The organism is Siccirubricoccus soli, from assembly GCF_024178315.1.
GTDB lineage: Bacteria > Pseudomonadota > Alphaproteobacteria > Acetobacterales > Acetobacteraceae > Siccirubricoccus > Siccirubricoccus soli.
On the sequence record NZ_JAMZIK010000001.1, the window covers coordinates 28,065 to 51,290 of the forward strand.

Below are 23,226 nucleotides of genomic sequence, written 5' to 3' on the forward strand. Positions count from 1 at the left end.
GGCGGTGGGGGCTTTCGAGAGGGGCGCCGCCCCTCTCGAGCTCACCCCGCCAAGGGCCGAAGGGCCCTTGGAACCCATGGGTCTGCTCTTGCTACAGCGTGCGGCCGATGATCTCGCGCATGATCTCGCTGCTGCCGCCATAGATGCGGCCGACCCGGGCATCCGCCCAGGCGCGGCCGATCTCGTACTCCGCCATGTAGCCATAGCCGCCATGGAGCTGGAGGAAATCGTCGAACAGCCTGTTCTGCATCTCGGCCCCCAGCAGCTTCGCCGCCGCCGCCAGCTCCACCGTCAGCTCGCCCCGCAGATGCAGCGCCAGGCAATGGTCGGCGAAGACCCGGAACATCGCCGCCTGCGCCTTGGCATCCGCCAGCTTGAAGCGGTTGTGCTGGAAATCGATGACCGGCTGGCCGAAGGCCTGGCGCTCCTTGGTGTAGGCCACCGTCTTCTCCAGCATCACCTCCATCCCCATGGCGGCGCGGATGGCGATGACAAGGCGTTCCTGCGGCAGGTTGCGGATGAGGTAGTTGAAGCCCCTGTTCTCCTCGCCCAGCAGGTTCTCCACCGGCACCCGCACATCCTCGAAGAACAGCTCCGAGGTGTCCTGCGCATGCAGGCCGATCTTCTCCAGGTTGCGGCCCTTGGTGAAGCCGGGCGTCCCGGCGGGGACGCAGATCAGGCTGATGCCCTTGCGGCCGGCGGCCGGATCGGTCTTGGCGCAGACGATGACGAGGTCCGCGAGCTGGCCGTTGCTGATGAAGGTCTTGGCGCCGTTGATGACGTAGTGGTCGCCCTCCCGCTTTGCCGTGGTGCGCATGGCCTTCAGGTCGCTGCCCATGCCGGGCTCGGTCATGGCGATGGCGCCGATGATCTCGCCGCTCACCATCTTCGGCAGCCATTCGCGCTTGCGGGCCGCCGTCGCCAGGTCGGCGATGTAGGGCACGACGATGTCGGAATGGAGCGGGAAGCCGGGCCCGGTGCAATTGGTCCGGGCGATCTCCTCGATGATGACGGCGGAATAGCCGAAATCGGCGCCGGCGCCGCCATACTCCTCCGCCAGCATGGGGCAGAGCAGCCCGGCCGCGCCCGCCTCCCGCCATACCTCCCGCGGCACGATGCCGTCGCGTTCCCATTGCCGGTGGTAGGGCACCACATGCTTCTCGAAGAAGCGGTGCACCTGGTCGCGGAAGATCTCGTGATCCGCGGTGAAGACGGTGCGCGGGCCGGTCAGGCGCTGGCCGCCAAGGCCGATATTCGTGTCCATGCTTCCCTCCCCCTCAGATCGCCCCGGCCTCACGCAGCGCGGCGAGTTCGGTCGCGCTGAAGCCAGCCTCCGCCAGCACCGCCTCGCTGTGCTCGCCGCGCAGCGGGGGCGGGCCGCCGGCCTCCGCCGGAGTGGCGCTGAAGCGCGGGGCAGGGGCGGGCTGCACCGCGCCGTCCCGCGAGAGGAAGGTGCCGCGCGCCAGGTTGTGCGGATGCGACGGCGCTTCCTCCATGTCCAGCACCGGGGCGACGCAGGCATCCGTGCCCTCGAACAGCGCTGCCCAGTCGTCCCGGGTGCGGGTGCGGAAGGCGGCGGCGATCTCCGCCTTCAGCGCCGGCCAGCTCGCCTTCTCCATGCGGTTCGGCCAGCGCGCGGCGTCCAGCCCGAGCTTCTGCATCATCAGGGTAAAGAATTGCGGTTCGATCGGGCCCACCGCCAGGTAGCGGCCATCGGCGCATTCATAGGTGTCGTACCAGGGGGCGGCGCCGTCCAGCATGTTCGTGCCCCGTTCGTTCCGCCAGCGGCCGCGCGCCTTCATGCCGTAGATCGGCGCCATCAGCAGCGCCGCGCCATCCACCATGGCGGCATCCACCACCTGCCCCTGGCCGCTCCGCTGCGCCGCGAGCAGCGCCGCCAACACCCCCATCGCCAGGAGCATGCCGCCACCGCCATAATCGCCGACGAGGTTCAGCGGCGGCACCGGCCGCTCCCCCGGCCGGCCGATGGCCCAGAGCGCGCCGGTGAGGGCGATGTAGTTCATGTCATGCCCCGCCGCCTGGGCAAGCGGGCCCTCCTGCCCCCAGCCGGTCATCCGGCCATAGACGAGGCGCGGGTTGCGGGCGAGGCAGACCTCCGGCCCCAGGCCCAGCCGTTCCATGACGCCGGGGCGGAAGCCCTCGATCAGCGCATCCGCCCGCGCCACCAGCCGCAGCGCGGCCTCCACCGCCGCCGGGGATTTCAGGTCCAGCGCCAGGGAGCGGCGGCCGCGGCCGGTGACATCCAGCCGGTCGCCCGGCGGTCCCTCCTTGCGGTCGATGCGGATGACGCTGGCGCCGAGATCGGCCAGCACCATGCCGCAGAAGGGGCCGGGCCCGATGCCGGCGAATTCCAGGATGGTGAGGCCTTGCAACGGTCCCATGGGCGGATCCTCCGATTTCGCGCAGCCTATCACCTGCCGCGCGATTTGACAGAAATCCCCCCGAGACCCGAGTTTGACGGCAATTCAGGGGAGGGGGTCCGAATGGCCCGTCACAACGCCACGCGTCGCCCGCCTTGCAGGGCCGGCACGGTCCCGGGGGAGATGACGCGCCGAGCCTGGGGCAGCCGCCCTCTGCGGCGCTCCATGGGGCCGGCGGCCGCGCCATGCCGGCGCGGTCCGGCCGGGTGCGGATGACGCGGTCGTGATGCGCCGCCGTTCCCTGGGGCATGCCCTGGCCGCCGCCGCTTGGCTGCCGGCTTTGGCGCGGGCGCAGGGCTGGCCGAACCGGCCGGTGCGGCTGATCGTCCCCTACGCCCCGGGTGGCGCCAATGACATTCTCGCCCGGCTCTATGGCCGGCGCCTGACGGAGCGGCTGGGCCAGCCCTTCCTGGTGGAGAACCGGCCCGGCGCCCAGGCCATCCTCGGGACGGAGCTGGCGGCGCGGGCCGCGCCGGATGGCCGGACACTGCTGGTCGCGGCAAGCGGGCCGCTGGTCTTCAACCCGGCCGTGCATGAACGCCTGCCCTATGACACGCGCAAGGATCTGGCGCCGGTCTCGATCCTGGCCGCCTACCCGCTGGTGGTGGTGGTGCCGGGCGATTCGCCCTTCCGCACCTTCCAGGATCTGATGGCCTTTGCCCGGGAGCATCCGGACGGGACGAACTACGGCGCCAGCGCTGCCAGCTTCCAGCTGCCCACGGAGCTGCTGAACCAGCGCGCCGGCACGCGCTTCGCCTACACCGCCTTTGACGGCAGTGCCGAGACGGTGCGGGCCGTGGCCGAGGGCGAGGTGACGATGGCGCTGGTGGATGCCGGCTCCGCCCTGGCGGCCCATGCGGCGGGGCGGGTGCGGGGGCTGGCCGTCACCGCGCCGCACCGCCTCCCCGCCTGGCGGGGCTGCCCGACCATGGCGGAGCTGGACTATCCCGACCTCACCCTCCGGCTCTGGAGCGGGGTGCTGGCGCCGGCCGGCACGCCGGCGCCCATCCTGAACCGCCTGGCCACGGAGCTGGCGGCGATCACCCGGGAGCCCTCGGTGTTGGAGACGCTGCGGGCGCTCTCGCTCGACCCCATCGGCTCCTCGACGGAGGAATTCCGGCGGGTGATCGAGACGGAACTGCCGCTCTGGGCCGAGGTGGCGCGGCAGGCCGGCATCCGGCCGGAACGCTCCACCGCCTCGCCCGTCAGATCGCCCGGCTGATGCCGGCGAAGATCCCCCGCCGCATGCCGTATTGCGGCGCGCCGACGCCGATGCCCGTGCCGTCCCGCAGCAGATAGGTGCGGTCGAACAGGTTCAGCACATCCAGCCGGAAGGTCCAGTCCCCGCCATCCGGCAGGCTCAGGCGCTGGGAGAAGCCCAGATTGACCGTGGCGTAGGGCGTCATCACCCGGCTGTTGGCGAAGCCGCGGCGCATGCCGCTGCCATAGACGAGGGAGGCGGAGATGGCGCCGCCCTCCCAGGCCTCGTAGCTCGCGCCGGCGGAGCCGGTGATGAGCTGGTCATGGTCCGTGCGCACCCATTTGCGCTGCACCTGCGCCAGCTCCGCTTCCGTCCAGAAATATTGGTTCGAGACGAGGCCCTTGCCTTCCGACCGGCTGATGGAGAGGTTGCCGTAGAGCCGCCACGGGCCTTCCCGCCAATCCGCGGTGAACTCCACGCCATAGGCGCGGCCCTTGGCGTAGTTGTAGGGCGAGAAGATGTAGGCGCGGCCGAACTGCCCGAGATCCTGCATGTCCCGCACCGTGCGCGCATAGGCTTCCACGCCGAGGGTCAGCGTTTCCCCGAACTGCCGGCGAATGCCGAGGTTGAGGTAGTGGGAGCGCTCCGCCTTCACTGGATCGGCGCGCAGGGTTGAAGGTTGCAGGGTGGTGCCGAGGTAGCGCGGGAGGTCCACCCGCCCCAGCAGCTCGGCCGGCGGCGGGGTAAAGTAATTGGCATAGCCGAGGGCGATGGTCGTCGCCTCGTCCGGCCGCCAGACGAGGTTGGCGCGCGGGCTGAGCTGGGAGGCTTCCAGCGTGCCGGCCACGACATCGAAGCGGGCGCCGTAATTCAGCGTCAGGGTCTCCGCCAGCCGCCATTCATCCTGGGCGTAGAGGCCGTAGAGCTGCTGCTCCGCACGGCTCCGCTCGCGGATGCCGAAGGGGGCGTCGATGGTGCCGCCCATGCCGTCCAGCGGCAGCACGGTGCTGTCCGTCGCATTGCGCGTGGTGTCGGCGGAGAGAAAGAGGCCACCGCGCAGCGTGTGGTTCTCGTCCACCCGCCAGGCGGCATCGCCTTGCAGCCCATAGGCCAGGCTTTCCCGCCGCACCGCGCTGGCGAAGCCATCGAACAGGATGTCGCCCAGCCCATCCGGCCGGTAGCGGACGGAGGAGCTGCGGAGGAAGGTTGAGAGCTGCAAGTCGACTTCTCCGGTCGCGTGCTGCGCGGCGAGGATGGCGAAGCTGCTGCGCTGCACCTGCTTGGCGCGCAGATCGGCGCTGTCGAAGGCGGGCTGCCCGAAGGCGGTGAAGCCCGGGACCAGGCCGGGCGTGTTCGGCACCTGGTAGCGCGCCTGCACCGTGCCGGCGATGAAGGAGAGGCGCGTGCTGTCGCCGACCGGCACCGCCACATGCACCAGGCCGCGCCCCTGCAGCGTCTGGTTGTGGGTGCCGTCCGGGCCGCGCGTCGGATTCTCAAAGCCGCGGTCGCTGGCGAGGCCGGAGAGGCTGGCGAAGTATTCCACATTCCCGGCCAGCCCACCGTAATTGAAGCCGGGCTGGATGGTGCCGAAGCTGCCGCCATAGAGGCTGACGGCGCCGCCCGTATCCTCGATGCCGGAGCGCAGCACCATGTCCACGATGCCGGCGGTGCGGTAGCCGAATTGCGCCGGCAGCGCGCCGGTGATGAGGGAGACGCTGCGCAATGCCCGCGCATCAAACAACTGGCTGAAGCCGCTGATCGCCTCCGGCAGCAGCACACCGTTCAGCCGGTATTGCAGGTTGCGGTGGTCGCCACGGACATGCAGGTCGCCGAACGCCTCCTGCACCACGCCAGGCGCCTGCAGCAGCACATCGGTCAGCCGGGCATTCTCGCCCTGGGGCAGGGTGGCAATGGCGGTGCGGTCGATTTCGTAGCGGCTGGCGCCGAGGGCGGGGGCGATGGCGTTGCGCGCGGCTTCGAAGGCGCGGGACTGCACGACGATGGGCGGAAGCTCCAGCTCTGCCGGGGCTGCCGCTGGCGGCTCCTGCGCCGCGGCGGCGGTGGGCAGGGCGAGGCACAGCAGGGCGGCGATGCGTGAATGAGTGTTCATCTCTTCACTTTCGATTCCTGTAGAGGTGTCGAGGTATTTGCGTTTGATTTCAGATAATTAGGATGTGGCACCCAAGGCGCTGGCGCAAGCAGGGACGATCCGCGATGCTGGGTGCGCCGCAATGCGAGGGACCGGCATGACGACGACGCTGTTCCGCAACCTCCGCCTCTGGGACGGGAAGGCCGACGCCATCGCTGAGGGCTTCGAAGTCCTGGTCGAGGACGGGCGCATCAAGGAGGTGGCGGACCGGCCGATCGGCAGCGCCGCCGCGCGCCTCATCGATTGCGGCGGCCGCACCCTGATGCCGGGGCTGATCGACGCGCATGTGCACGCCTATGGCGTGGATGCCGATCTCGGCCGGCTGGACCGGCTGCCGCGCAGCCTGCAGGCGCTGCGCGCGGCGGAACGGCTGAAGGACTCGCTGAAGCGCGGCTTCACCACCATCCGCGATGCCGGCGGCGCCGATTGGGGCCTGGCCATTGCGGTGGAGACCGGGCTCATCACCGCGCCGCGGCTCTTCTATCCCGGCCGCGCGCTATCCCCGACGGGCGGGCATGGCGACATGCGGCCGAACGTGTTCCTCGAGCAATTCTGCGGCTGCTGCGCGCCCACCCAGGCCATTTCCGTCATCGCCGATGGCGTGGACGAGGTGCGCAAGGCGGTGCGCGGGGAGCTGAAGCGCGGCGCCCATGCCATCAAGATCATGGCCAGCGGCGGCGTCGCCTCGCCCTCCGACCCGATCTATGCGCTGCAATACAGCGATGAGGAGATCGCCTGCGCGGTCTGGGAAGCCTCCGCCTGGCGCAGCTACGTCCTCGCCCATGCCTATACGCCGGAGAGCATCCACCGCGCGGTGCGCCTCGGCGTCCGCTCCATCGAGCATGCCAACCTGATCGACGCCCCGACCGCGGCCTTCATGGCGGAGAAGGGCGCCTTCGCCGTCCCCACCCTCGTCACCTATGAAGCACTGCAGGACGAGGGCGATTCGCTCGGCCTGCCGCCCGAGAGCATGCGGAAGCTGGCGGATGTGAAGGGCGCCGGCCTCGGCAGCCTGGAGATCCTGGCTCGGGCCGGGGTGCGGATGGGTTTCGGCACCGACCTGCTGGCGGAGATGCATCGCCGGCAGTCCGACGAGTTCACCATCCGCCGCCAGGTGCTGCCGGCCGCCGATGTGCTGCGCAGCGCCACCAGCATCAACGCCGCGCTGCTGCAGAAGGAGGGGGAGTTGGGCGTCATCGCCCCGGGCGCCCTGGCCGACCTCATCCTGGTGGAAGGCGACCCCATCGCCGATATCGGCGTGCTGACCGGCCAGGGCGAGCGCATCCCCTTCGTCATGAAGGGAGGCGAGGCGGCGATCGACCGCCTCGCCTGAGCGCCTCTACCGCCGGACCAGGGGGCAATTGCCTTCCGCGATCGGGCGGAAGGCTTCCTCCGCGCCCACGGAGCCGACCAGCTTGTAGTAGTCCCAGGGGCCACGGCTCTCGGCGGGCGACTTCACCTCGAAGAGGTAGGAGGGGTGGATCTTCCGCCCATCCTCCCGCACCCGGCCGGGGCCGAAGCAGTCAGCGTCGGTCGGCATGGCCTTCATGCGGTTCACCACCTCCAGCCCGCTCGCCTTGGCGCGCGCCACGCCGAGATCGGCCACTGCCTTCAGGTAGTGGAAGCAGGCGGAATAGGTGCCGGCATGCTCCTGGTTCGGCCAGTTCTGCGGCGTCTTCGGCCGGACCCGGTCGGTGAAGGCGCGGGTGCGGTCGTTCAGGTCCCAGTAGAACACCTCCTGCAGCAGCAGCCCCTGCGCCGCTTCCAGCCCGATGGCGTGGATGTCGGTGGTGAACATCACCATGCCCGCCAGCTTCTGGCCGCGCCGCGTCAGGCCGAATTCCCGCGCCTGCTTGATGCAGTTCACCGTATCCGCGGCCGCCGTCGCCAGGCCGACGATCTTCGCCCGGCTGGCCTGGGCCTGCAGCAGGAAGGCGGAGAAATCCGTGGTGCCGGGGAAGGGGAAGCGCGCGGCCCCCAGCACCCGCCCGCCGGCGGCCTGGATGAAGCGCGAGGTATCCCGCTCCAGCTGGTGGCCGAAGCCGTAATCGGCGGTGATGAAGTACCAGCTGTCGCCCCCGGCCCGCACCGTCGCCGTGCCGACCACATTGGCAAACAGCCAGGTGTCGTAGGTCCATTGGATGGTGTTGCTGCTGCACTGCTCTGCGGTCAGAGCCGAGGTGGCGGCGCCGGAGGCGAGCTGCACCTTGTCCTTCTCCTTCGCCAGGTTGGCGACGGCCAGGGCGATGGCGCTGTTGTTCACCTCGCACACCATATCCACGCCATCCTGGTCGAACCAGCGGCGGCAGAGCGCCAGGGCGGCGTCGGGACGGTTCTGGTGGTCGGCCTGCAGCACCTCCACCTTCATGCCGCGGGCCAGCACGCCGCTATCCTCCACCGCCTGCTGGGCGCAGACGACCGAGGTGGGGCCGGAGGTGTCCCGGTAGGGGCCGGAGAAATCGGCCAGCACGCCGATGCGGATGACCTGGTCCCTGGGCTGGGCAAAGACCCGGGGCGACAGCGTGAGCGCTGCGGCACCCCCCAGGATCAGGCGGCGGCTGTGACGCATGGACGAATCCTTCCTCAATTTGGTCCGGATCATGCCGCGTCGCCGCGCAGCGCGGAAGCCGCCCGGACACGGCCACGCCACCGAACCGTTGACCCGGCCGCGCCACACGCCGCATGGTGGCTGCGGGAGACGGAGGCAGAATGATCGGCTCGCGCATGCGGCGGATGGCGTTCGCCCTGGCGGTCGCAGGGGCCTATGGGCTGATCCTGGCGCCGGTCCTCGCCGTCATCGTCATCAGCGTCTTTGCGCAGGAGATCGTCAGCTTCCCGCCCCGGGGCCTGACCCTCGACTGGTATGCCAATGCCTGGGAGAAGCGGGAATTCGCCCGGGGCTTCGCCACCTCCCTTCAGCTCGCCCTGGCCGCCGCCGCCATCGGCGTGCCCTGCGGCACGGCGGCGGCGCTCGCCATCAGCCGCGGCGCCTGGCGGGGGCGGCAGGCGCTGAACACGCTGCTGCTGGGGCCGCTGGCGGTGCCGGGGGTGGTGGCGGGAACCGCCCTCTACCTCTTCTACGTCCGCGCCGAATTCTGGGTGGATGACGACATCAAGGGCACGCTGGCCGGCCTCGTCGCCGCGCATGTGCTGCTGACCATTCCCTGGACGGTGCGGCTCGTCTTCGCCTCCCTCGCTGGGCTGGACCGGGCGGCGGAGGAGGCGGCTGCCAATCTCGGTGCCCGGCCCTTCACCGTCTTCCGCCGGGTGACGCTGCCCATGCTGCGCCCCGGCATCGTCGCCGCCTGCCTGTTCAGCTTCATCCAGAGCTTCGAGAACCTGGAGCTGACCCTGCTGCTGGTGGGCCCCGGCCGCGTCACCCTGCCGGTCGCCATGCTCAACTACCTGGAGTTCCGCGTGGACCCGACGCTTGCCGCCGTGGCCACGGTGCAGATCACGCTGGTCGGCGCGCTGATGCTCATCACCGACCGCTTCGTGAAGCTGAGCCGGGTGGTCTGAGCATGGGGACGCTGACGCTCGATGCCCTCTCCCGCCGCTACGGCGCCACCTTGGCGGTGGAGCGGGTGGACCTGACCGTGGCGGAGGGGGAGCTGGTGGCGCTGCTCGGCCCCTCCGGCTGCGGGAAGACCACCACCCTGCGCATGGTGGCGGGCTTCGTTCCGCCCAGCGAGGGCCGGGTGCTGATTGCCGGCCGGGACGTGACGCGGCTGCCGCCGCATGCGCGGGACACCGGCATGGTGTTCCAGTCCTACGCCCTCTTCCCGCATATGAGCGTGGCGCAGAACGTCGCGTTCGGCCTGGAGATGCGGAAGGTGAACCGGGCCGAGCGGGAGGCGCGGGTGCGGGAGGCGCTGCGGCTGGTGCGGCTGGACGGTCTGGCGGACCGCCTGCCACGGCAGCTTTCCGGCGGTCAGCAGCAGCGCGTGGCGCTGACCCGCGCGCTGGTGGTGAACCCGGCGGTCTTCCTGCTGGACGAGCCGCTTTCCAACCTCGACGCCAAGCTGCGGGCGGAGGTGCGCTTCGAGATCCGCGCGTTGCAGCAGCGCCTCGGCCTCACCACCCTGTTCGTGACGCATGACCAGGAGGAGGCGCTGACCATGGCGGACCGGCTGGTGGTGATGGACCGCGGCCGGGTGCGCCAGGTGGGCAGCGCGGAGGAGCTGTATGAGCGCCCCGCCGACGCTTTCGTTGCCGGCTTCATCGGCCGCTGCAACCTCATCCCCGGTCAGGTGGAGGGGCGGGGCCTGTTCCGCACCGCTGCCGGCGCCGTGCTGCCCTGTGCCCTTTCCGGCCCGCCGGGCGCCAATATGCTGGCGCTGCGGCCGGAGGCCATCGCGGTGGCCCCGGGCGGTGCGGATGGCATGGCGGCGCGCATCTTCGCTATCACCTATCTCGGCGCCCAGACGGAGTACCATATGGACCTCGCCGGCACACGCCTCTTTGCTGTTCTTCCGACTCCGGCGGAGGGCAGCGCCATGCGCGCGCTTGCGGTGGGCGACCGAGTGATGGCCGAGTGGGATCCGGCGCTCGCCCGGCTGCTCTGCGCCGCGCCCGGCGACTTGCCCGCCCCGGAGACCACCGGATGAGCCTCGCCCGACGCGCCCTGCTGCTGGCCCCGCTGGCCGCGCCCGCCATCGCCTCGGCCCAGACGGGCGAGCTGGTGGTAGGCACCTGGGGCGGCGACTATGCCGCGCTGCTGGCCAGCGAGATCGAGCAGCCTCTGCTGCGTCCGCGCGGCCTGCTGCCGGTGCATGAGGTGGGCACGCCCGCCGCCCGTAAGACCAGGCTGATCGCCGAGCGGAGCAGTCGACGGGCCAGCATGGATGTGGTCTGCCTGGGCGATGCCGACACCCATGCGATAGGCCAGATGGGGCTGCTGGAGGAGCTGACGCCGGAGAAGGTGCCGAACCTCGCCAAGGTGATCCCGGCGCTGCGGTACCCCTACACCCTGCCGCATATCTATTCGGTGCGCGCCATCCTCTCCAACCCCGCGAGGATGGACCCGGCGCCGACGCGCTACGACCAGCTTTTCGTCGAGGGCCTCCGCAACCGCATCGGCTTCTCCGACCTGCTCTTCACGCATATCACGGAATCCGCGGCCATCGCCGCCGGCGGGGATGAGGGCAACCACCGGCCTGGCCGCGGGAAGCTGCTGGAATGGAAGCGCCTCGGCGCCCGGGTCTATCCCTCGAACGAGGTGTTGGCGGCGGCGCTGAAAAGCGAGGAGGTCTGGGCGACCATCATCTGGCTCGGCCGCGCCTATATGTGGCGGAAGGCCGGCATCCCGGTGGTGGCGCGCATCCCGGAGGAAGGGGCAACGCCCTACATCTCCTGCGCCTGCGTGCCGAAGAATGCGCGGAACAAGGAGGCGGCCTTCGCTTACCTCGACGCCATGCTGGACCCGCGCGCTGCGCTGGGCTTCGCCGAGCGGATGGGCTTCCTGCCCACCACCACCGACGCCACCCTGCCCCTCGCTCTGCAGGCCGAGATCGGCCTGACTGCCGAGCAGCAGGCGAAGCTGCGGCGGCAGGATTTCGACTACCTGGCACGGACCAACGCCGAGACGCTGGATTTCTGGAACCGGGAGTTCAAGGGATGATGCAGAATCCGGACGACCGATTCACGGCTTCGCGCTCTTCGGCGCTCCACCGATCGGGCGTCAGCCGCCGTTCGGTGCTTGCCGTCGCGCTCACCGCCGGCCTGCCCGGCCTGGCCCGGGCCCAGTCCGGCCAGGTCGTGGTCGGCACCTGGGGCGGCGATTACGGGGAGCTGCTGGCCGCCAATATCGACCGCCCGCTGCTCCGCCCCCGGGGCATCGAGGTGGTGCAGGATGTCGGCCCGCAGGACCCGCGCAAGGCGAAGTTGATCGCCGAGCGCCAGGCGCGCCGCGGCAGCATGGATGTCTGCTGCCTTTCCGATGTGGACATGTACACCCTGGCCCAGCAGGGGGTGTTCGAGGGTGTGGCGGAGGCGCAGGTGCCGAACCTCGCCAGGGCCATCCCCACGCTGAAGCGGCCCTATTCCGCACCGCACATTTATTCGGCCAAGGTCATCCTCTACAACCCGGCCAAGGTGACGGCGCCGCCCCGGGCCTATGCCGATCTCTGGGACCCGAAATACCGCGGCCGGGTCGGGCTGGTGGATCTGCTGCACCTGCAGAACATGGAGGCGGCCTCGCTGGCCGCCGGCGGCACCGAGCACGATTACGAGCCGGGCAAGCGCAAGCTCATGGAGCTGCGCAGCCTGGACGTGAAGCTCTATCCCTCCAACGAGGCGCTGGCCGCGGCGCTGAAGAGCGAGGAGGTGTGGCTGACCGTGATGTGGCTGGCCCGCGGCTTCATGTGGAAGAAATCCGGCATTCCGGTGGAGCACGCCGTGCCGGCGGAGGGCGCCACCAGTATCTGCTTCGAGATGGCGGTGCCGAAGAATGCCCGCAACCGTGAGGGCGCCTTCGCCTATCTGAACGCCGCGCTGGATGCCCGCGCCCAGACCGCCTTCGCCGACCGGATGGGCTATGCCCCGACGGTGACGGACGCCGCGCTGCCGCCGGAGCTGGCCCGCCAGATCAGCCTGACGCCGGAGCAGCAGGCGAAGCTGCGCACGCCGGATTACGACTACATCGCGAAGAACCAGGTGGCGCTGATCGACTTCTGGAACAAGGAGTTCAAGCGGTGAGGCGTCGCGACCTCGCGCTTGCCGTCGCGGCGCTGACGGCGGGCGCGCCGCGCCTGCCGCGGGCGCAGGGCGCCCAGCTGGTGGTGGGCACCTGGGGCGGCGACTATGGCGAGATCCTGCGCCAGGCGGTGGACGAGCCGGTGGCCCGGCCCGCCGGGCTGGAACCGGTCCAGGATGTGGCGCCGGCGCCGCCGCGCAAGGCGAAGCTGTTGGCGGAACGCCAGGCGCGGCGTGGCAGCATGGATGTCGCCGCGCTCTCCGATGTGGACATGTACGAGCTGGCGCAGCACGGCATGTTCGACCCGGTGCCGGAGAGCGTCCGTCGGCAGGCCGCCATCATCCCGGCGCTCCGCAAGCCCTACGCGCTGCCGCACATCTATTCGGCACGGGTCATCCTCTACAACCCGAACAGGGTGCCGGTCGCGCCGCGCAGCTATGCCGATCTGTGGGACCCGAAGTATCGCGGCCGCATCGGCCTCTCCGACCTGCTCTACGCGCAGTATGTGGAGACGGCGGCGATCGTCGGGGGCGGCGGCAACAGCGATTTCGCCCCGGCCTGGGAGAAGTTGCGGGAATGGAAGCGCCTCGGCGCCCGCGTCTCTCCCTCCAACGAGGCGCTGGCCGCGGCGTTGAAATCCGAGGAGGTATGGCTGACCGTCATGTGGCTGGCCCGCGGCTTCATGTGGAAGAAGTCGGGCATTCCGCTGGCGCATGTGGTGCCGAGCGAGGGCGCCACCTCCATCACCTATGAGATGGCGGTGCCGAGGAATGCGCGGAACAAGGACCAGGCTTGGCGCTACATGGATGCCATGCTGGATGTGCGGGCGCAGGCCGCCTTCGCCGACCGCATGGGCTATGTGCCGACCGTGACGGATGCGCCGCTGCCGGCGGAGCTGGCGCGGGAGATCAGCCTCTCGGCGGAGGACCAAGCGAAGTTGCGCGCACCGGATTACGGCTACATGGCGGGCATGGCGCCGCAGGTGCTGGAGTTCTGGAACAAGGAGTTCAAAGGGTGATGTCGCTGCGATCGCGGAGCGACCGCAGGTCGCGCAACACGGCGCGCGGCGGCTGATTCATGGCGACGCTCATCCTCCCCGCCACGCTTCTCGTCCTTGCCCTGCTGGTGGCGCCGCTGGTCTTCCTGCTCCGCATCAGCCTGAACGAATACAGCCCGACCCAGCTCATGATCGAGGCGCTGTCGCCCGCCAATTACCTGCGCGCCATCGCCGACCCCTACTACCAGGAGGTGATGGGGACGACGATGACCGTCGCCCTCTCCTGCACCTTCCTCGCGCTGGTGCTCGGCCTTGCGCCCGCCTACTGGCTGGCGCGCATGGAAAGCCGATGGAAGAGCCTGGCGCTGATCCTCACCCTCTTTCCGCTGCTGGTCGGCAATGTGGTGCGCGCCGCGGGGTGGATGGCGCTGCTCGGCCGCGACGGTGCCATCAACGCGGCGCTGCAGGGGCTGGGGCTGAGCGGCGAGCCGTTGACGCTGCTTTATACCAAGGGCGCCGTCATCGCCGGCATCCTCGCGGTGGTGGCGCCCTACATGATCCTGACCCTGGCCGCAGTGATCGAGGGCATTCCGCGCCAGGTGGAGGAGGCCGCGGCCAATCTCGGCGCCGGACCGCTGACCGCCTTCCGTCGCGTGATCCTCCCCCTGGCCGCACCTGGCGTCGCCGCCGGCTGCGTGCTGGTGTTCATCCTGTGCATGAATGCCTATGCCACGCCCGTGCTGCTCGGCGGACCGCAATTCAAGATGATGGCGCCGGCGGTCTATGACCAGTTCGTCAGGGGCACCAACTGGCCCTTCGGCGCGGCGCTGGCCTTCCTGCTGCTGGCGGTGACGCTGACGCTGACGGTCATCGGTGGCGCAGCGCTGGGGCGGCGGGCACGATAGCCCTTCGCCAGCGACGCCACGTCCGGCGGCGTCAGTGCATCGCGCTCAGCACCGGCGGCCCTGCCGGTACCGGCAGGCAGACCAGCCGCAGCCCTGGCGGCAGCGGCGTGTGCGCCGCCGCTGTCTCGCAGGCCAGGAGGCTTGGGAAGGGCAGGTAGTCATGCGTCAGCGGCGGTGTCGGCCCGCTCAGGCCGCGGGCGACCAACAGCACGAGGATGAACTGCTCCATGGCGAGGCTCCTGTGCGGGACGCCAGGAAAGCGCTTCGGCCCGTCGTGGGCGGTGACCGGCGGCACCGGGCAACACCGGCGCAGCGGGTGCGTTGCGGGGATTGCCAGGATGAAGGACGCCGCTCATGCCCGCCGATCCGCCCACCCCGCCCCAGCCGGGCTTCCCCGGCCCCGAGATCCCGCCCCACCCGCCGGGCCCCGGACCGGATCCCGGCCCGGACCCGTTGCCGCCTGTCCCTGGACCAGGGCCGGAACTACCCCCGCAAACCCCTCCGGGGCCACGGGAAATGCCCCCTCCGATAGCGTTATCATATTGAAACCGCGTTAGAATTCTTGTTCATTTGCGTGACCCCCCTGCATCCTTCCGGTCCTCGCCACGTTTGGGGTCCCGCAGGTCGCCAAATCGGCGATCAAGCGCCAACAACGGAAGGAACTCCGCATATGGCGAATAACAACCAGGGCGGCAGCCAGAACACCAACCCGGGCAACTTCGCGAACGACCGCGAGAAGGCTTCCCGCGCCGGGCATGTCGGCGGGACCCATCAGGGCGCCGAGAACAACCCCGGCAACTTCGCGAATGACCGCGAGAAGGCCCGCGAGGCCGGCCATGTCGGCGGCACGCATCAGGGGAAGGAAAACAACCCCGGCAACTTCGCGAATGACCGCGAGAAGGCCCGCGAGGCCGGCCATGTCGGCGGCACGCACCAGGGCAAGGAGAACAACCCCGGCAACTTCGCGAAGGACCGCGAGAAGGCCCGCGAGGCCGGCCATGTCGGCGGCACGCACCAGGGCAAGGAGAACAACCCCGGCAACTTCGCCAATGATCGCGAGAAGGCGGCCGAGGCGGGTCGGATGGGTGGCCAGTCCAGCCATGGCGGCGGTGGCGCCTCGAACAACCCGGGCAATTTCGCCCAGGACCGTGAGAAGGCCAGCGAGGCCGGCCGCAAGGGCGGCCATTCCAGCCATGGCGGCGGCCGCAGCTAAGCCGCAGGGCTGACACAGCCGAAGGACGGGCCGGCAGCGATGCCGGCCCGTTTTTTTGTGCCCACCTTGCTCTCTTCCCTCCCGGGACGCAGGATCGCGCCAGGAGAAACGGATAAGAGAGAGTGTCCATGGCCGCCCCCCCCTCAGCCCGCCGTGATCGGCTGAAAGCCAACTTTCCCAAATTGGTCGCGATGACCGAGGAGTTCGCCTACGGCGACATCTGGGAGCGTCCCGGCCTTTCCAAGCGCGACCGCAGCATGATCACCGTCGCGGCACTGATCGCGCTGGGGCGGGAGGAGCAGCTCGCCACGCATCTCGGCCGCGCCCTGGGCAATGGCGTGACGAAGGAAGAGATCGCCGAGATCGTCACCCACCTGGCGGTCTATGCCGGCTGGCCCGCGGCGATGACCGCGGCGCATATCGCCAGCGATGTCTATGAGGCGGGGGGGAAGGGCGCATGATCATCGGTTTCATCGGCCTCGGCACCATGGGTGCCGGCATGGCGAACAATCTGCAGCAGCGCGGCAAGTACAAGCTGGTGGTGAACGACATCGCCCGGCAGAACGCCCAGCGCTTCATCGATGCCGGCGCCGATTGGGCGGCGACGCCGAAGGAGGTGGCGGAGCGTGCCGACGTCATCTTCACCTCGCTGCCGGGGCCGGTCGAGGTGGAGGGGGTGGTCTTCGGCGAGGATGGGCTGGTCCACGGCGTCCGCCCCGGCACCGCCTATTTCGACCTCTCCACCAATAGCCAGGACCTCATGCGCCGCGTGCATGACGTCATGGCGGAAAAGGGCGTGCAGGTTTTCGACGCGCCGGTCTCGGGCGGGCCGCATGGCGCGGCCAGCGGCAAGCTCGCCATCTGGGTGGGCGGCGACAAGGCGACCTATGAGAAGCTGAAGCCGGTGCTGGACAGCTTCGGCGACCAGGCGGCTTATATCGGCCCGATCGGCACGGCGACGGTGGCCAAGCTGGTGCACAACCTCTCCGGCTACGCCATCCAGACCGTGGTCGCGGAGGCCTTCAGCATGGGGGTGAAGGCGGGGATGGACCCGCTGGACCTGTGGAAGGCCATCCGCCAGGGCGCGCTCGGCCGGCGGCGGACCTTCGACCGCATCGCCGACCAGTATCTGGTGGACAGCTACGACCCGCCGGCCTTCTCCCTGAAGCTCGCCTGCAAGGACGTGACGCTCGCGCTCGGCCTGGGCCGCAAGCATGGCGTGCCGATGCGCCTCTCCCACCTGGTGCTGGAGGAGATGCAGGAGGCAATGAACCGCGGCTGGGGCCATCGCGACAGCCGCGTGCCCATGCTGATGCAGAATGAGCGCGCGGGGGTGAAGGTCGCCGTGGACAAGGCCGCGGTGAAGGCCGTGCTGGACGCGGACAAGGGCTGATGTACGAGGTCTATGCCATCCGCTACGCGCATCGCGACGCGAAGCGCGCGGAGCACTTCATCGGCGGCGACCCGCATGACGCGCCGATGCCGATGGACTATTTCGTCTGGGCCGCCATCGGCAAGGAGCGCAGCTTCGTCGTCGATGCCGGCTTCACCGAGGCGGTGGCCAAGCGCCGCAAGCGGCAATGGCTGCGCTGCCCGGCGGACAGCCTGAAGCTGGTGGGGCTGGACCCCGCCACGGTGAAGGACGTCATCCTCACCCACCTGCACTACGACCATGTGGGCAGCTTCGACAAATTCCCGCAGGCGAATTTCCACCTGCAGGAATCCGAGATGCACTACGCCTGCGGCCGCTACATGCGCTACCCGAAGCTGTCCCATAGCTTCGAGCCGGACGACATCGCCGGCATGGTGAAGCTGAATTTCGGCCAGCGCGTGAACATGCTGGGCGGGGACGCCGAGATCGCGCCGGGCATCAAGACCTATCTGATGAAGGGCCATTCCGCCGGGCTGCAATGCGTCACGGTGGAGACGCAGCGCGGCACCGTCGTGCTCGCCTCCGACGTCACGCATTTCTACGAGAACATGGAGGCCGGCCGGCCCTTCACCACCGCCTTCCATATCGGCGAGATGCTGGAGGGCTTCGACAAGCTGCGCAAGCTGGCGCCGAGCCCGCAGCACATCGTCCCCGGCCATGACCCGGAGGTAATGCGGCGCTACCCGGCGGTGTCGGGGTTGGAAGGGATCGTCGTGCGGCTGGACCTGCCGCCGAGCGCTTAGAGCGTTTTCGGTTTACATGCGTTCAGCGAAAACGCTCTACGCCTTTGTTTGCAGAGCAGATTCACGCCTTCGGGCGATGCCGCCCTACGGCGATCTGCTCTAGGCCTGGCCGCGCAGGCTCGCGTCTCCCCGGGAGCGACGCCGCTCCCGGGGAGACGCCCCTGAGGGCGTCAGAACAGCAGGCCCTTCTTCAGCAGCCCGTGCACGCCCTTCTCGCCGTTCACTGTCTGCGTCACGTGGAAATCCACGGCGAGGGAGCAGAAGGCATAGGCCTGTTCCGGTGACAGATTGGTGCGGGCGGTGATGAAGGCGATCATCTCGCGCAGCGCGGTCTTCATCGCCTGGTCCAGATCCTCATGCAGCCCCATGCTGATGAAGTGGGTAGGCGTCTCGGCGCGGGGATAGGCGAGGGCCGGCTTGCCGCCCTCCGCCTTGTGCAGCACGAAGGTGAAGACGCCGTCCAGGCAGGTCTCCAGCGCCGTCACGCAGACCTCGCCATCCCCCTGCACGCCATGGCCGTCGCCCACCGAGAAATTGGCGCCCGGCACATGCACCGGCAGGAACAGCGTGCTGCCCTGCTGGAGCTGCCTGTTGTCCAGATTGCCGCCATGGATGCGCGGCTCCTTGGAGCTGACACGGCCGAAGGCGGGGGGCGGGGCCACGCCCATCACGCCGAAGAAGGGCGCCAGCGGCAACTCCGTGCCCCAGGGCAGGCGGCAGGTCTTCCGCGTCCTGTCGATGGGGATAACCATGAGATGCGGCTCGTGGAAATCCTCCGGCAGGGTGCCGGCCAGGGGGCGGATCATGTTCCAGCCCCAGTCGCTGCCCGGCTCGATGCTCTCGATCCGGATCTCCAGCATGTCGCCGGGCATGGCGCCCTCGATGGCGATCGGCCCGGTGCAGATATGCCCGGTGGTCATGCCCGGATTGGCCTCGACGATCGCGGCCAGAGCCGGCGGGATGGTCAGGCCGCTGCCCGGCTCCGGCAGCACCCCCGGCCGGCCGGAGAGACATTCCACCGCCACCGTGTCGCCGGAAGCGATGGTGAGGACGGGTGGGAAGATGGCATCGAAGACGCCGAGGCGGACGGTCTCGGGCGTGGCGCGCAGCGTGTGGGTGGCCATGCGGGCTCTCTTCAGGACGGTGGGACGGCGGCAAGCAAGCAACCGCCGTGCCGGCGCCGGCACGGCGGCGGGCGGTGCCGGTTCAGCCCTGCGGCGTCGCGGTGTAGTCGGCCTCCGAGACCGGTTCGAACCAGGCGGTGCTCTCGCCGTTCGGCCCGTCCTCGGACATCGCCAGGTGGGAGAAGACGCGGTCCGGTGCCGCGCCATGCCAGTGCCGCACGCCCGGCGGGATCACTACCGTATCGCCGGGGTAGAGCGCCTGGACCTGCTCGCCTTCCTTCTGGATGCGGCCGATGCCGGAGAGGCAGTAGAGCGTCTGTCCCAGCGGGTGGGTGTGCCAATTAGTGCGCGCGCCCGGCGTGAAGGTGATGGCGCTGGCCCGCATGCGGGAGGGCGGGGTGACCTTCAGCACCTCGTCCGAGAACACCGTGCCGGTGAAGTTCGAGGCCGGCGCCGATTTGGTGGCACGGGATTCGGCACGCAGGATCTTCATGGCTTCCCTTCCTTCACTCGATGCGCAGATTGGCGGCGCGGATCACCGTGCCCCATTTCCGCAGCTCCTCGCCGATCAGCACAGCGAATTCCGCCGGGTTGCGGGTCCAGACGGTGGCGCCGGCGCGGCGGATGCGCTCCGCCGTCTCCGCCCCGTTGGCGATGCGGATGATGGCATCCGCCAGCCGGTCGCGGATCGGCGCCGGCAGCCGCGCGGGGCCGACGAAGCCGAACCAGACATAGACCTCGTAGCCCGGGAAGCCGGCTTCCTGGAAGGTGGGCACCCCCGGCATCGTCGGGTCGCGCTCGCTGCCCGTGACGCCGAGGGCGCGCAGCCGCCCGCCTTCCACATGCGGCAGGGTGTTCGGCAGGTTGTCGATGCTGAAATCCAACCGGCCGGCGATGAGGTCGGCCAGGCCCGGCGCGCTGCCGCGATAGGGGACGTGGGCCATGTCGGTGCCGGTGCGGTGCCTGAACAGCTCCGCGGCGAGGTGCGGGGAGGAGCCGGCGCCGGAGCTGGCATAGCTGAGCTTGCCGGGGTTCGCCTTCGCCGCCGCGACCAGCTCCGCCAGTGTGCGATAGGGGCTGTTCGCCGGCACCACCAGCGCATTCATCACCCGGGCGCAGGTGGCGAGCGGCGTCAGGTCCTTCTGCGGGTCATAGCCGGTATTGGCGAAGAGAAAGGGGTTCATGGTGAGGTTGGCGGTATTCGCCACCACCATCGTCGTGCCGTCCGGCGCTGCCTGCGCCGTGGCGGCGATGGCAAGCGAGCCGCTGGCGCCCGGCCGGTTCTCCACCACGCCGAGCTGGCCGAGGGCGTCACCCATTTTCTCGCCGATCAGCCGCGCCAGGGTGTCGTTGATCGCGCCCGGCGTGTAGGGGACCAGGATGCGGATGGGCCGGTCCGGCGACCAGGGCTGGGCGTGCGCCGGCAAGGCCAGCAGCGCAGGCGCGGCGAGCAGGACGCGGCGATGCATGTGGCTTCCTCCCGTATCTGGAACGAAAGGCTACACGGATCGCAGCCGCTGGCGCAGCTCGAATTTTTGGATCTTGCCGGTGGAGGTCTTGGGCAGCGGGCCGAAGCTGACGCGCTTCGGGCATTTGAAATGCGCCAGCCGGTTGCGGCACCAGGCGATGATCTCCGCCTCGGTCGGCGGGTTCGCCGCATCCACCGGGGTGACGAAGGCGTGCGGCACTTCGCCCCACTTCTCATCAGGCGCCGCCACCACCGCGGCTTCCATCACGCCGGGATGGGCATAGAGCACCTCCTCCACCTCAAGGGTCGAGATGTTCTCCCCGCCGCTGATGACGATGTCCTTGGCGCGGTCCTTCACCTCGATATAGCCATCCGGGTGCATAACGCCGAGATCGCCGGTGTGGAACCAGCCGCCGGCGAAAGCGGCTTCGTTGGCCTTCGGGTTGCGCAGATAGCCCTTCATCACCGTATTGCCGCGCAGCATCACCTCGCCGAGCGTCGCGCCATCCGCGGGCACCGGGGCCATGGTGGCGGGGTCCAGCACCGCGGCTTCTTCCAGCATCGGATGATTCACGCCCTGGCGGGCCATGAAGGCGGATTTCTCGGGCAGTGGCATCTCATCGAGTCCGGGCTGCCAGAGGCAGATGGTGGCGGGACCGTAGCACTCCGTCAGGCCATAGAGATGCGTCACGGCGAAGCCCATCGCCTCCATCCCGGCGATGACGGTGGAGGGCGGCGCGGCGCCGCCGGTGGCGATGGCGACGGAATGGGGCAGGGGCCGCTTCTTCTCGGCCGGAGCGTGGATCAGCATGGTCAGCACCACGGGCGCCGCGCACATATGCGTCACGCCATGCTCCGCGATGGCGGCGAAGATGGCCCCGGCCTCCACGCGACGCAGGCAGACATGGGTGCCGCCCTGGAGCGTGACGGCCCAGGTATAGGTCCAGCCGTTGCAGTGGAACATCGGCAGCGTCCAGAGATAGACGCTGCGCGGCGTGAGGTTGAAGGCCAGCGCGTTGCCGCTGGCGTTGAGATAGGCGCCGCGATGATGAGCGACGACGCCCTTCGGGTCCCCGGTGGTGCCGGAGGTGTAGGAGAGGGAGATCGCCTCCCACTCATCCCCCGGCAGGCGCCAGGGCACATCCGGGTCGCCGCCGGCGAGGAAGGCCTCGTACTCCATGCCGCCCAGGCGCTCCGACCCTGGGGCCTCGCTGTCCACGATGTCGATCAGCACGGGCGCGTCCGGTACATCCGCCAGCGCGAGGCAAGCGGTGGGCGCCCATTCGCTGTCCACCAGGAAGGCGCGGGCCTTGGAATGCCGCAGGATGAAGCCGATGGAGGCGGCATCCAGCCGGATGTTGATGGTGCAGAGCACGGCGCCGGCCAGCGGCACACCGTAATGCGCCTCCAGCATCTCCGGCGTGTTCGGCGCCAGGATGGCGACGACATCGCCGGGCTTCACCCCGGCGCGGCCCAGCGCCGAGGCCAGCCGCCGTGCCCGTTCCGCCATCTGCGCGTAGGTATACCGCCGCGCCCCATGGATGACGGCAATGCGGTGCGGGTAGATGCGCGCCGCCCGCGCCAGGAAGGAGAGCGGCGAGAGCGGGACGTGGTTGGCGCTCAGCCGGGGAAGGTCGGCGTCATCCACGGTGCACCCCCCATTGGAAGAAGTCCTTGCCCTGGCGGCGGAGGAAATTCGCCAGCACCATGCGGTGCACCTCAGAGGCGCCATCCACCAGCCGCGCCTGGCGGGCATAGCGGTACATCCACTCGATAGGCGTATCCTTGGAATAGCCGCGGGCGCCGAGCAATTGCAGTGCCGTGTCCACGGCCTTGTGCAGCGCATCCGCGGCGACGATCTTCGCCATGGAGATCTCCTTCCGCGCCAGGCTGCCATTGTCCAGCAGCCAGGCGGCGCGCATGGTCAGCAGCCGGCCGATGTCCAGCTCCATCGCCGCCTGGCCGACCATCTGCTGCACGCTCTCCTTCTCGGCCAGCGTCGTGCCGAAGCTGCGGCGTTGCTCGATATGCGCGGAGGCGATTTCCAGCGCCCGCCGCCCCATGCCGGTCCAGCGCATGCAATGGGTGAGGCGGGCGGGACCGAGGCGGATCTGGGTGACGCGAAGCCCGTCCCCCACCCCCATCAGCACGTTGTCGTCCGTCACCTCCAGCCCGTCGAATTCCAGCTCGCAATGCCCGCCATGCTCCTCCGGCCCCATGATCGGGATGCGGCGGATGATGCGCCAGCCGGGCTGGTCCGCGTGGAAGAGGAAGGCGGTGAGGCCGTTGCGCGGATCATCCGAGGTGCGCGCCATGAGGATGAAGTGCTTCGCTTCCCCGGCGCCGGTGATGAAGTGCTTGCGGCCGGTGATGACCCAGCGGTCGCCCTTCCGCTCCGCCTTGGTGAGGGTCATCGAAGGGTCGCTGCCGGCGCCGTTCGGCTCCGTCATGGCGAAGCTGCTCTGCACCTCGCCATCGATGATGGGTTGCAGCCAGCGCTCCTTCTGCGCCTCCGTGCCCACCATGTTCAGCACGCGCATATTGCCGTCATCCGGCGCCGCGCCATGGAACACCACGGGGCCGAAGATGCTGCGGTTCATCTCTTCATAGCAGGCGGCAAGGCCGACCATAGGCAGGCCACCGCCGCCCCGCTCCTGCGGCATCTGCAACGCCCAAAGCCCTTCCGCCTTGGCCTCCGCCCGCAGCTTCTCCAGCAGCGGCTTGGCGATGTTCTCGTGTTCGTCATAGCTCGCCGGGTCGGCTTCCAGCGGGATCAGCTTGCGCTCGACGAAGTCGCGGATGCGCTGCGCGATCTCGGTGATCTCGGGGGAGAGGCTGAAATCCATCGGAGCTGGGGTC

22 protein-coding genes are annotated in these 23,226 nt (G+C 69.6%); 12 read left to right on the top strand and 10 right to left on the bottom strand.

Features of this window, described 5'->3' with window-relative positions:
- Positions 1 to 91: 91 nt before the first annotated feature.
- Together NJ376_RS00120 and NJ376_RS00125 are read right to left on the bottom strand one after the other, a co-directional pair.
- A complete protein-coding gene (locus tag NJ376_RS00120; protein WP_252951177.1) occupies positions 92 to 1,264 on the bottom strand; it encodes an acyl-CoA dehydrogenase family protein in 1,173 nt (390 codons plus the stop codon).
- Between the two features lie 13 nt (positions 1,265 to 1,277).
- Positions 1,278 to 2,402, bottom strand: coding sequence for a CaiB/BaiF CoA transferase family protein (locus NJ376_RS00125; RefSeq protein ID WP_252951178.1), 1,125 nt, complete (start codon positions 2,400 to 2,402; stop codon positions 1,278 to 1,280).
- Between the two features lie 265 nt (positions 2,403 to 2,667).
- Here NJ376_RS00125 and NJ376_RS00130 point away from each other — a divergent pair, with 265 nt between their 5' ends.
- On the top strand, positions 2,668 to 3,663 hold the full coding sequence (locus NJ376_RS00130) for a Bug family tripartite tricarboxylate transporter substrate binding protein (protein WP_252951179.1): 996 nt from the start codon (positions 2,668 to 2,670) through the stop codon (positions 3,661 to 3,663).
- Here the strand turns inward: NJ376_RS00130 and NJ376_RS00135 are convergent.
- Complete coding sequence (locus NJ376_RS00135) at positions 3,647 to 5,752, bottom strand: TonB-dependent receptor (protein WP_252951180.1); 2,106 nt, start codon at positions 5,750 to 5,752, stop codon at positions 3,647 to 3,649. The genes NJ376_RS00130 and NJ376_RS00135 overlap by 17 nt on opposite strands.
- Positions 5,753 to 5,888: 136 nt before the next feature.
- On the opposite strand from NJ376_RS00135, the gene NJ376_RS00140 reads away from it, so the two are divergent.
- Positions 5,889 to 7,124, top strand: coding sequence for a metal-dependent hydrolase family protein (locus NJ376_RS00140; protein WP_252951181.1), 1,236 nt, complete (start codon positions 5,889 to 5,891; stop codon positions 7,122 to 7,124).
- Between the two features lie 6 nt (positions 7,125 to 7,130).
- Here the strand turns inward: NJ376_RS00140 and NJ376_RS00145 are convergent, their stop codons facing one another.
- On the bottom strand, positions 7,131 to 8,360 hold the full coding sequence (locus tag NJ376_RS00145) for an ABC transporter substrate-binding protein (RefSeq protein ID WP_252951182.1): 1,230 nt from the start codon (positions 8,358 to 8,360) through the stop codon (positions 7,131 to 7,133).
- Between the two features lie 140 nt (positions 8,361 to 8,500).
- On the opposite strand from NJ376_RS00145, the gene NJ376_RS00150 reads away from it, so the two are divergent.
- From NJ376_RS00150 to NJ376_RS00175, 6 genes are all read left to right on the top strand, one after another.
- A complete protein-coding gene (locus tag NJ376_RS00150; RefSeq protein WP_252951183.1) occupies positions 8,501 to 9,310 on the top strand; it encodes an ABC transporter permease in 810 nt (269 codons plus the stop codon).
- Between the two features lie 2 nt (positions 9,311 to 9,312).
- Positions 9,313 to 10,398 (top strand): ABC transporter ATP-binding protein, encoded by a 1,086-nt coding sequence (locus NJ376_RS00155; RefSeq protein ID WP_252951184.1) that lies wholly within the window; start codon positions 9,313 to 9,315, stop codon positions 10,396 to 10,398.
- A complete protein-coding gene (locus NJ376_RS00160) occupies positions 10,395 to 11,411 on the top strand; it encodes an extracellular solute-binding protein (RefSeq protein WP_252951185.1) in 1,017 nt (338 codons plus the stop codon). The genes NJ376_RS00155 and NJ376_RS00160 overlap by 4 nt, the downstream gene beginning before the upstream one ends.
- 74 nt (positions 11,412 to 11,485) lie before the next feature.
- Positions 11,486 to 12,487 carry an ABC transporter substrate-binding protein gene (locus tag NJ376_RS00165; RefSeq protein ID WP_252951186.1) on the top strand — a complete coding sequence of 334 codons (1,002 nt, stop codon included), beginning with the start codon at positions 11,486 to 11,488 and terminating at the stop codon, positions 12,485 to 12,487.
- Positions 12,484 to 13,503: an extracellular solute-binding protein gene (locus NJ376_RS00170; protein WP_252951187.1), complete on the top strand. Its 1,020-nt coding sequence runs from the start codon at positions 12,484 to 12,486 to the stop codon at positions 13,501 to 13,503. Before NJ376_RS00165 ends, NJ376_RS00170 begins: the two co-directional genes overlap by 4 nt.
- Positions 13,504 to 13,562: 59 nt before the next feature.
- Complete coding sequence (locus NJ376_RS00175; RefSeq protein ID WP_252951188.1) at positions 13,563 to 14,387, top strand: ABC transporter permease; 825 nt, start codon at positions 13,563 to 13,565, stop codon at positions 14,385 to 14,387.
- A gap of 31 nt (positions 14,388 to 14,418) precedes the next feature.
- Here the strand turns inward: NJ376_RS00175 and NJ376_RS00180 are convergent, their stop codons facing one another.
- On the bottom strand, positions 14,419 to 14,616 hold the full coding sequence (locus tag NJ376_RS00180) for a hypothetical protein (RefSeq protein ID WP_252951189.1): 198 nt from the start codon (positions 14,614 to 14,616) through the stop codon (positions 14,419 to 14,421).
- A 345-nt stretch (positions 14,617 to 14,961) separates the two neighbouring features.
- Here NJ376_RS00180 and NJ376_RS00185 point away from each other — a divergent pair, with 345 nt between their 5' ends.
- The 4 genes from NJ376_RS00185 (at position 14,962) to NJ376_RS00200 (ending at position 17,775) form a co-directional block, all read left to right on the top strand.
- Positions 14,962 to 15,600, top strand: a complete 639-nt coding sequence (locus NJ376_RS00185; protein ID WP_252951190.1) for a con-10 family general stress protein — start codon at positions 14,962 to 14,964, stop codon at positions 15,598 to 15,600.
- A 128-nt stretch (positions 15,601 to 15,728) separates the two neighbouring features.
- Positions 15,729 to 16,061, top strand: coding sequence for a carboxymuconolactone decarboxylase family protein (locus NJ376_RS00190; RefSeq protein WP_256476061.1), 333 nt, complete (start codon positions 15,729 to 15,731; stop codon positions 16,059 to 16,061).
- The gene (locus NJ376_RS00195; protein ID WP_252951192.1) at positions 16,058 to 16,993 is read left to right on the top strand and encodes an NAD(P)-dependent oxidoreductase; all 936 of its coding nucleotides are present in this window, start codon (positions 16,058 to 16,060) and stop codon (positions 16,991 to 16,993) included. Before NJ376_RS00190 ends, NJ376_RS00195 begins: the two co-directional genes overlap by 4 nt.
- The gene (locus tag NJ376_RS00200) at positions 16,993 to 17,775 is read left to right on the top strand and encodes an N-acyl homoserine lactonase family protein (RefSeq protein WP_252951193.1); all 783 of its coding nucleotides are present in this window, start codon (positions 16,993 to 16,995) and stop codon (positions 17,773 to 17,775) included. The genes NJ376_RS00195 and NJ376_RS00200 overlap by 1 nt, the downstream gene beginning before the upstream one ends.
- Positions 17,776 to 17,945: 170 nt before the next feature.
- Here the strand turns inward: NJ376_RS00200 and NJ376_RS00205 are convergent, their stop codons facing one another.
- The 5 genes from NJ376_RS00205 to NJ376_RS00225 form a co-directional block, all read right to left on the bottom strand.
- Positions 17,946 to 18,899 carry an acetamidase/formamidase family protein gene (locus NJ376_RS00205; RefSeq protein WP_252951194.1) on the bottom strand — a complete coding sequence of 318 codons (954 nt, stop codon included), beginning with the start codon at positions 18,897 to 18,899 and terminating at the stop codon, positions 17,946 to 17,948.
- An 82-nt stretch (positions 18,900 to 18,981) separates the two neighbouring features.
- Positions 18,982 to 19,392 carry a (R)-mandelonitrile lyase gene (locus NJ376_RS00210; protein ID WP_252951195.1) on the bottom strand — a complete coding sequence of 137 codons (411 nt, stop codon included), beginning with the start codon at positions 19,390 to 19,392 and terminating at the stop codon, positions 18,982 to 18,984.
- A gap of 13 nt (positions 19,393 to 19,405) precedes the next feature.
- Complete coding sequence (locus NJ376_RS00215) at positions 19,406 to 20,368, bottom strand: Bug family tripartite tricarboxylate transporter substrate binding protein (protein ID WP_252951196.1); 963 nt, start codon at positions 20,366 to 20,368, stop codon at positions 19,406 to 19,408.
- Positions 20,369 to 20,398: 30 nt separating this feature from the next.
- Positions 20,399 to 22,015, bottom strand: a complete 1,617-nt coding sequence (locus tag NJ376_RS00220) for an acyl-CoA synthetase (RefSeq protein ID WP_252951197.1) — start codon at positions 22,013 to 22,015, stop codon at positions 20,399 to 20,401.
- Complete coding sequence (locus tag NJ376_RS00225; RefSeq protein ID WP_252951198.1) at positions 22,008 to 23,213, bottom strand: acyl-CoA dehydrogenase family protein; 1,206 nt, start codon at positions 23,211 to 23,213, stop codon at positions 22,008 to 22,010. The genes NJ376_RS00220 and NJ376_RS00225 overlap by 8 nt, the downstream gene beginning before the upstream one ends.
- Positions 23,214 to 23,226: the final 13 nt, after the last annotated feature.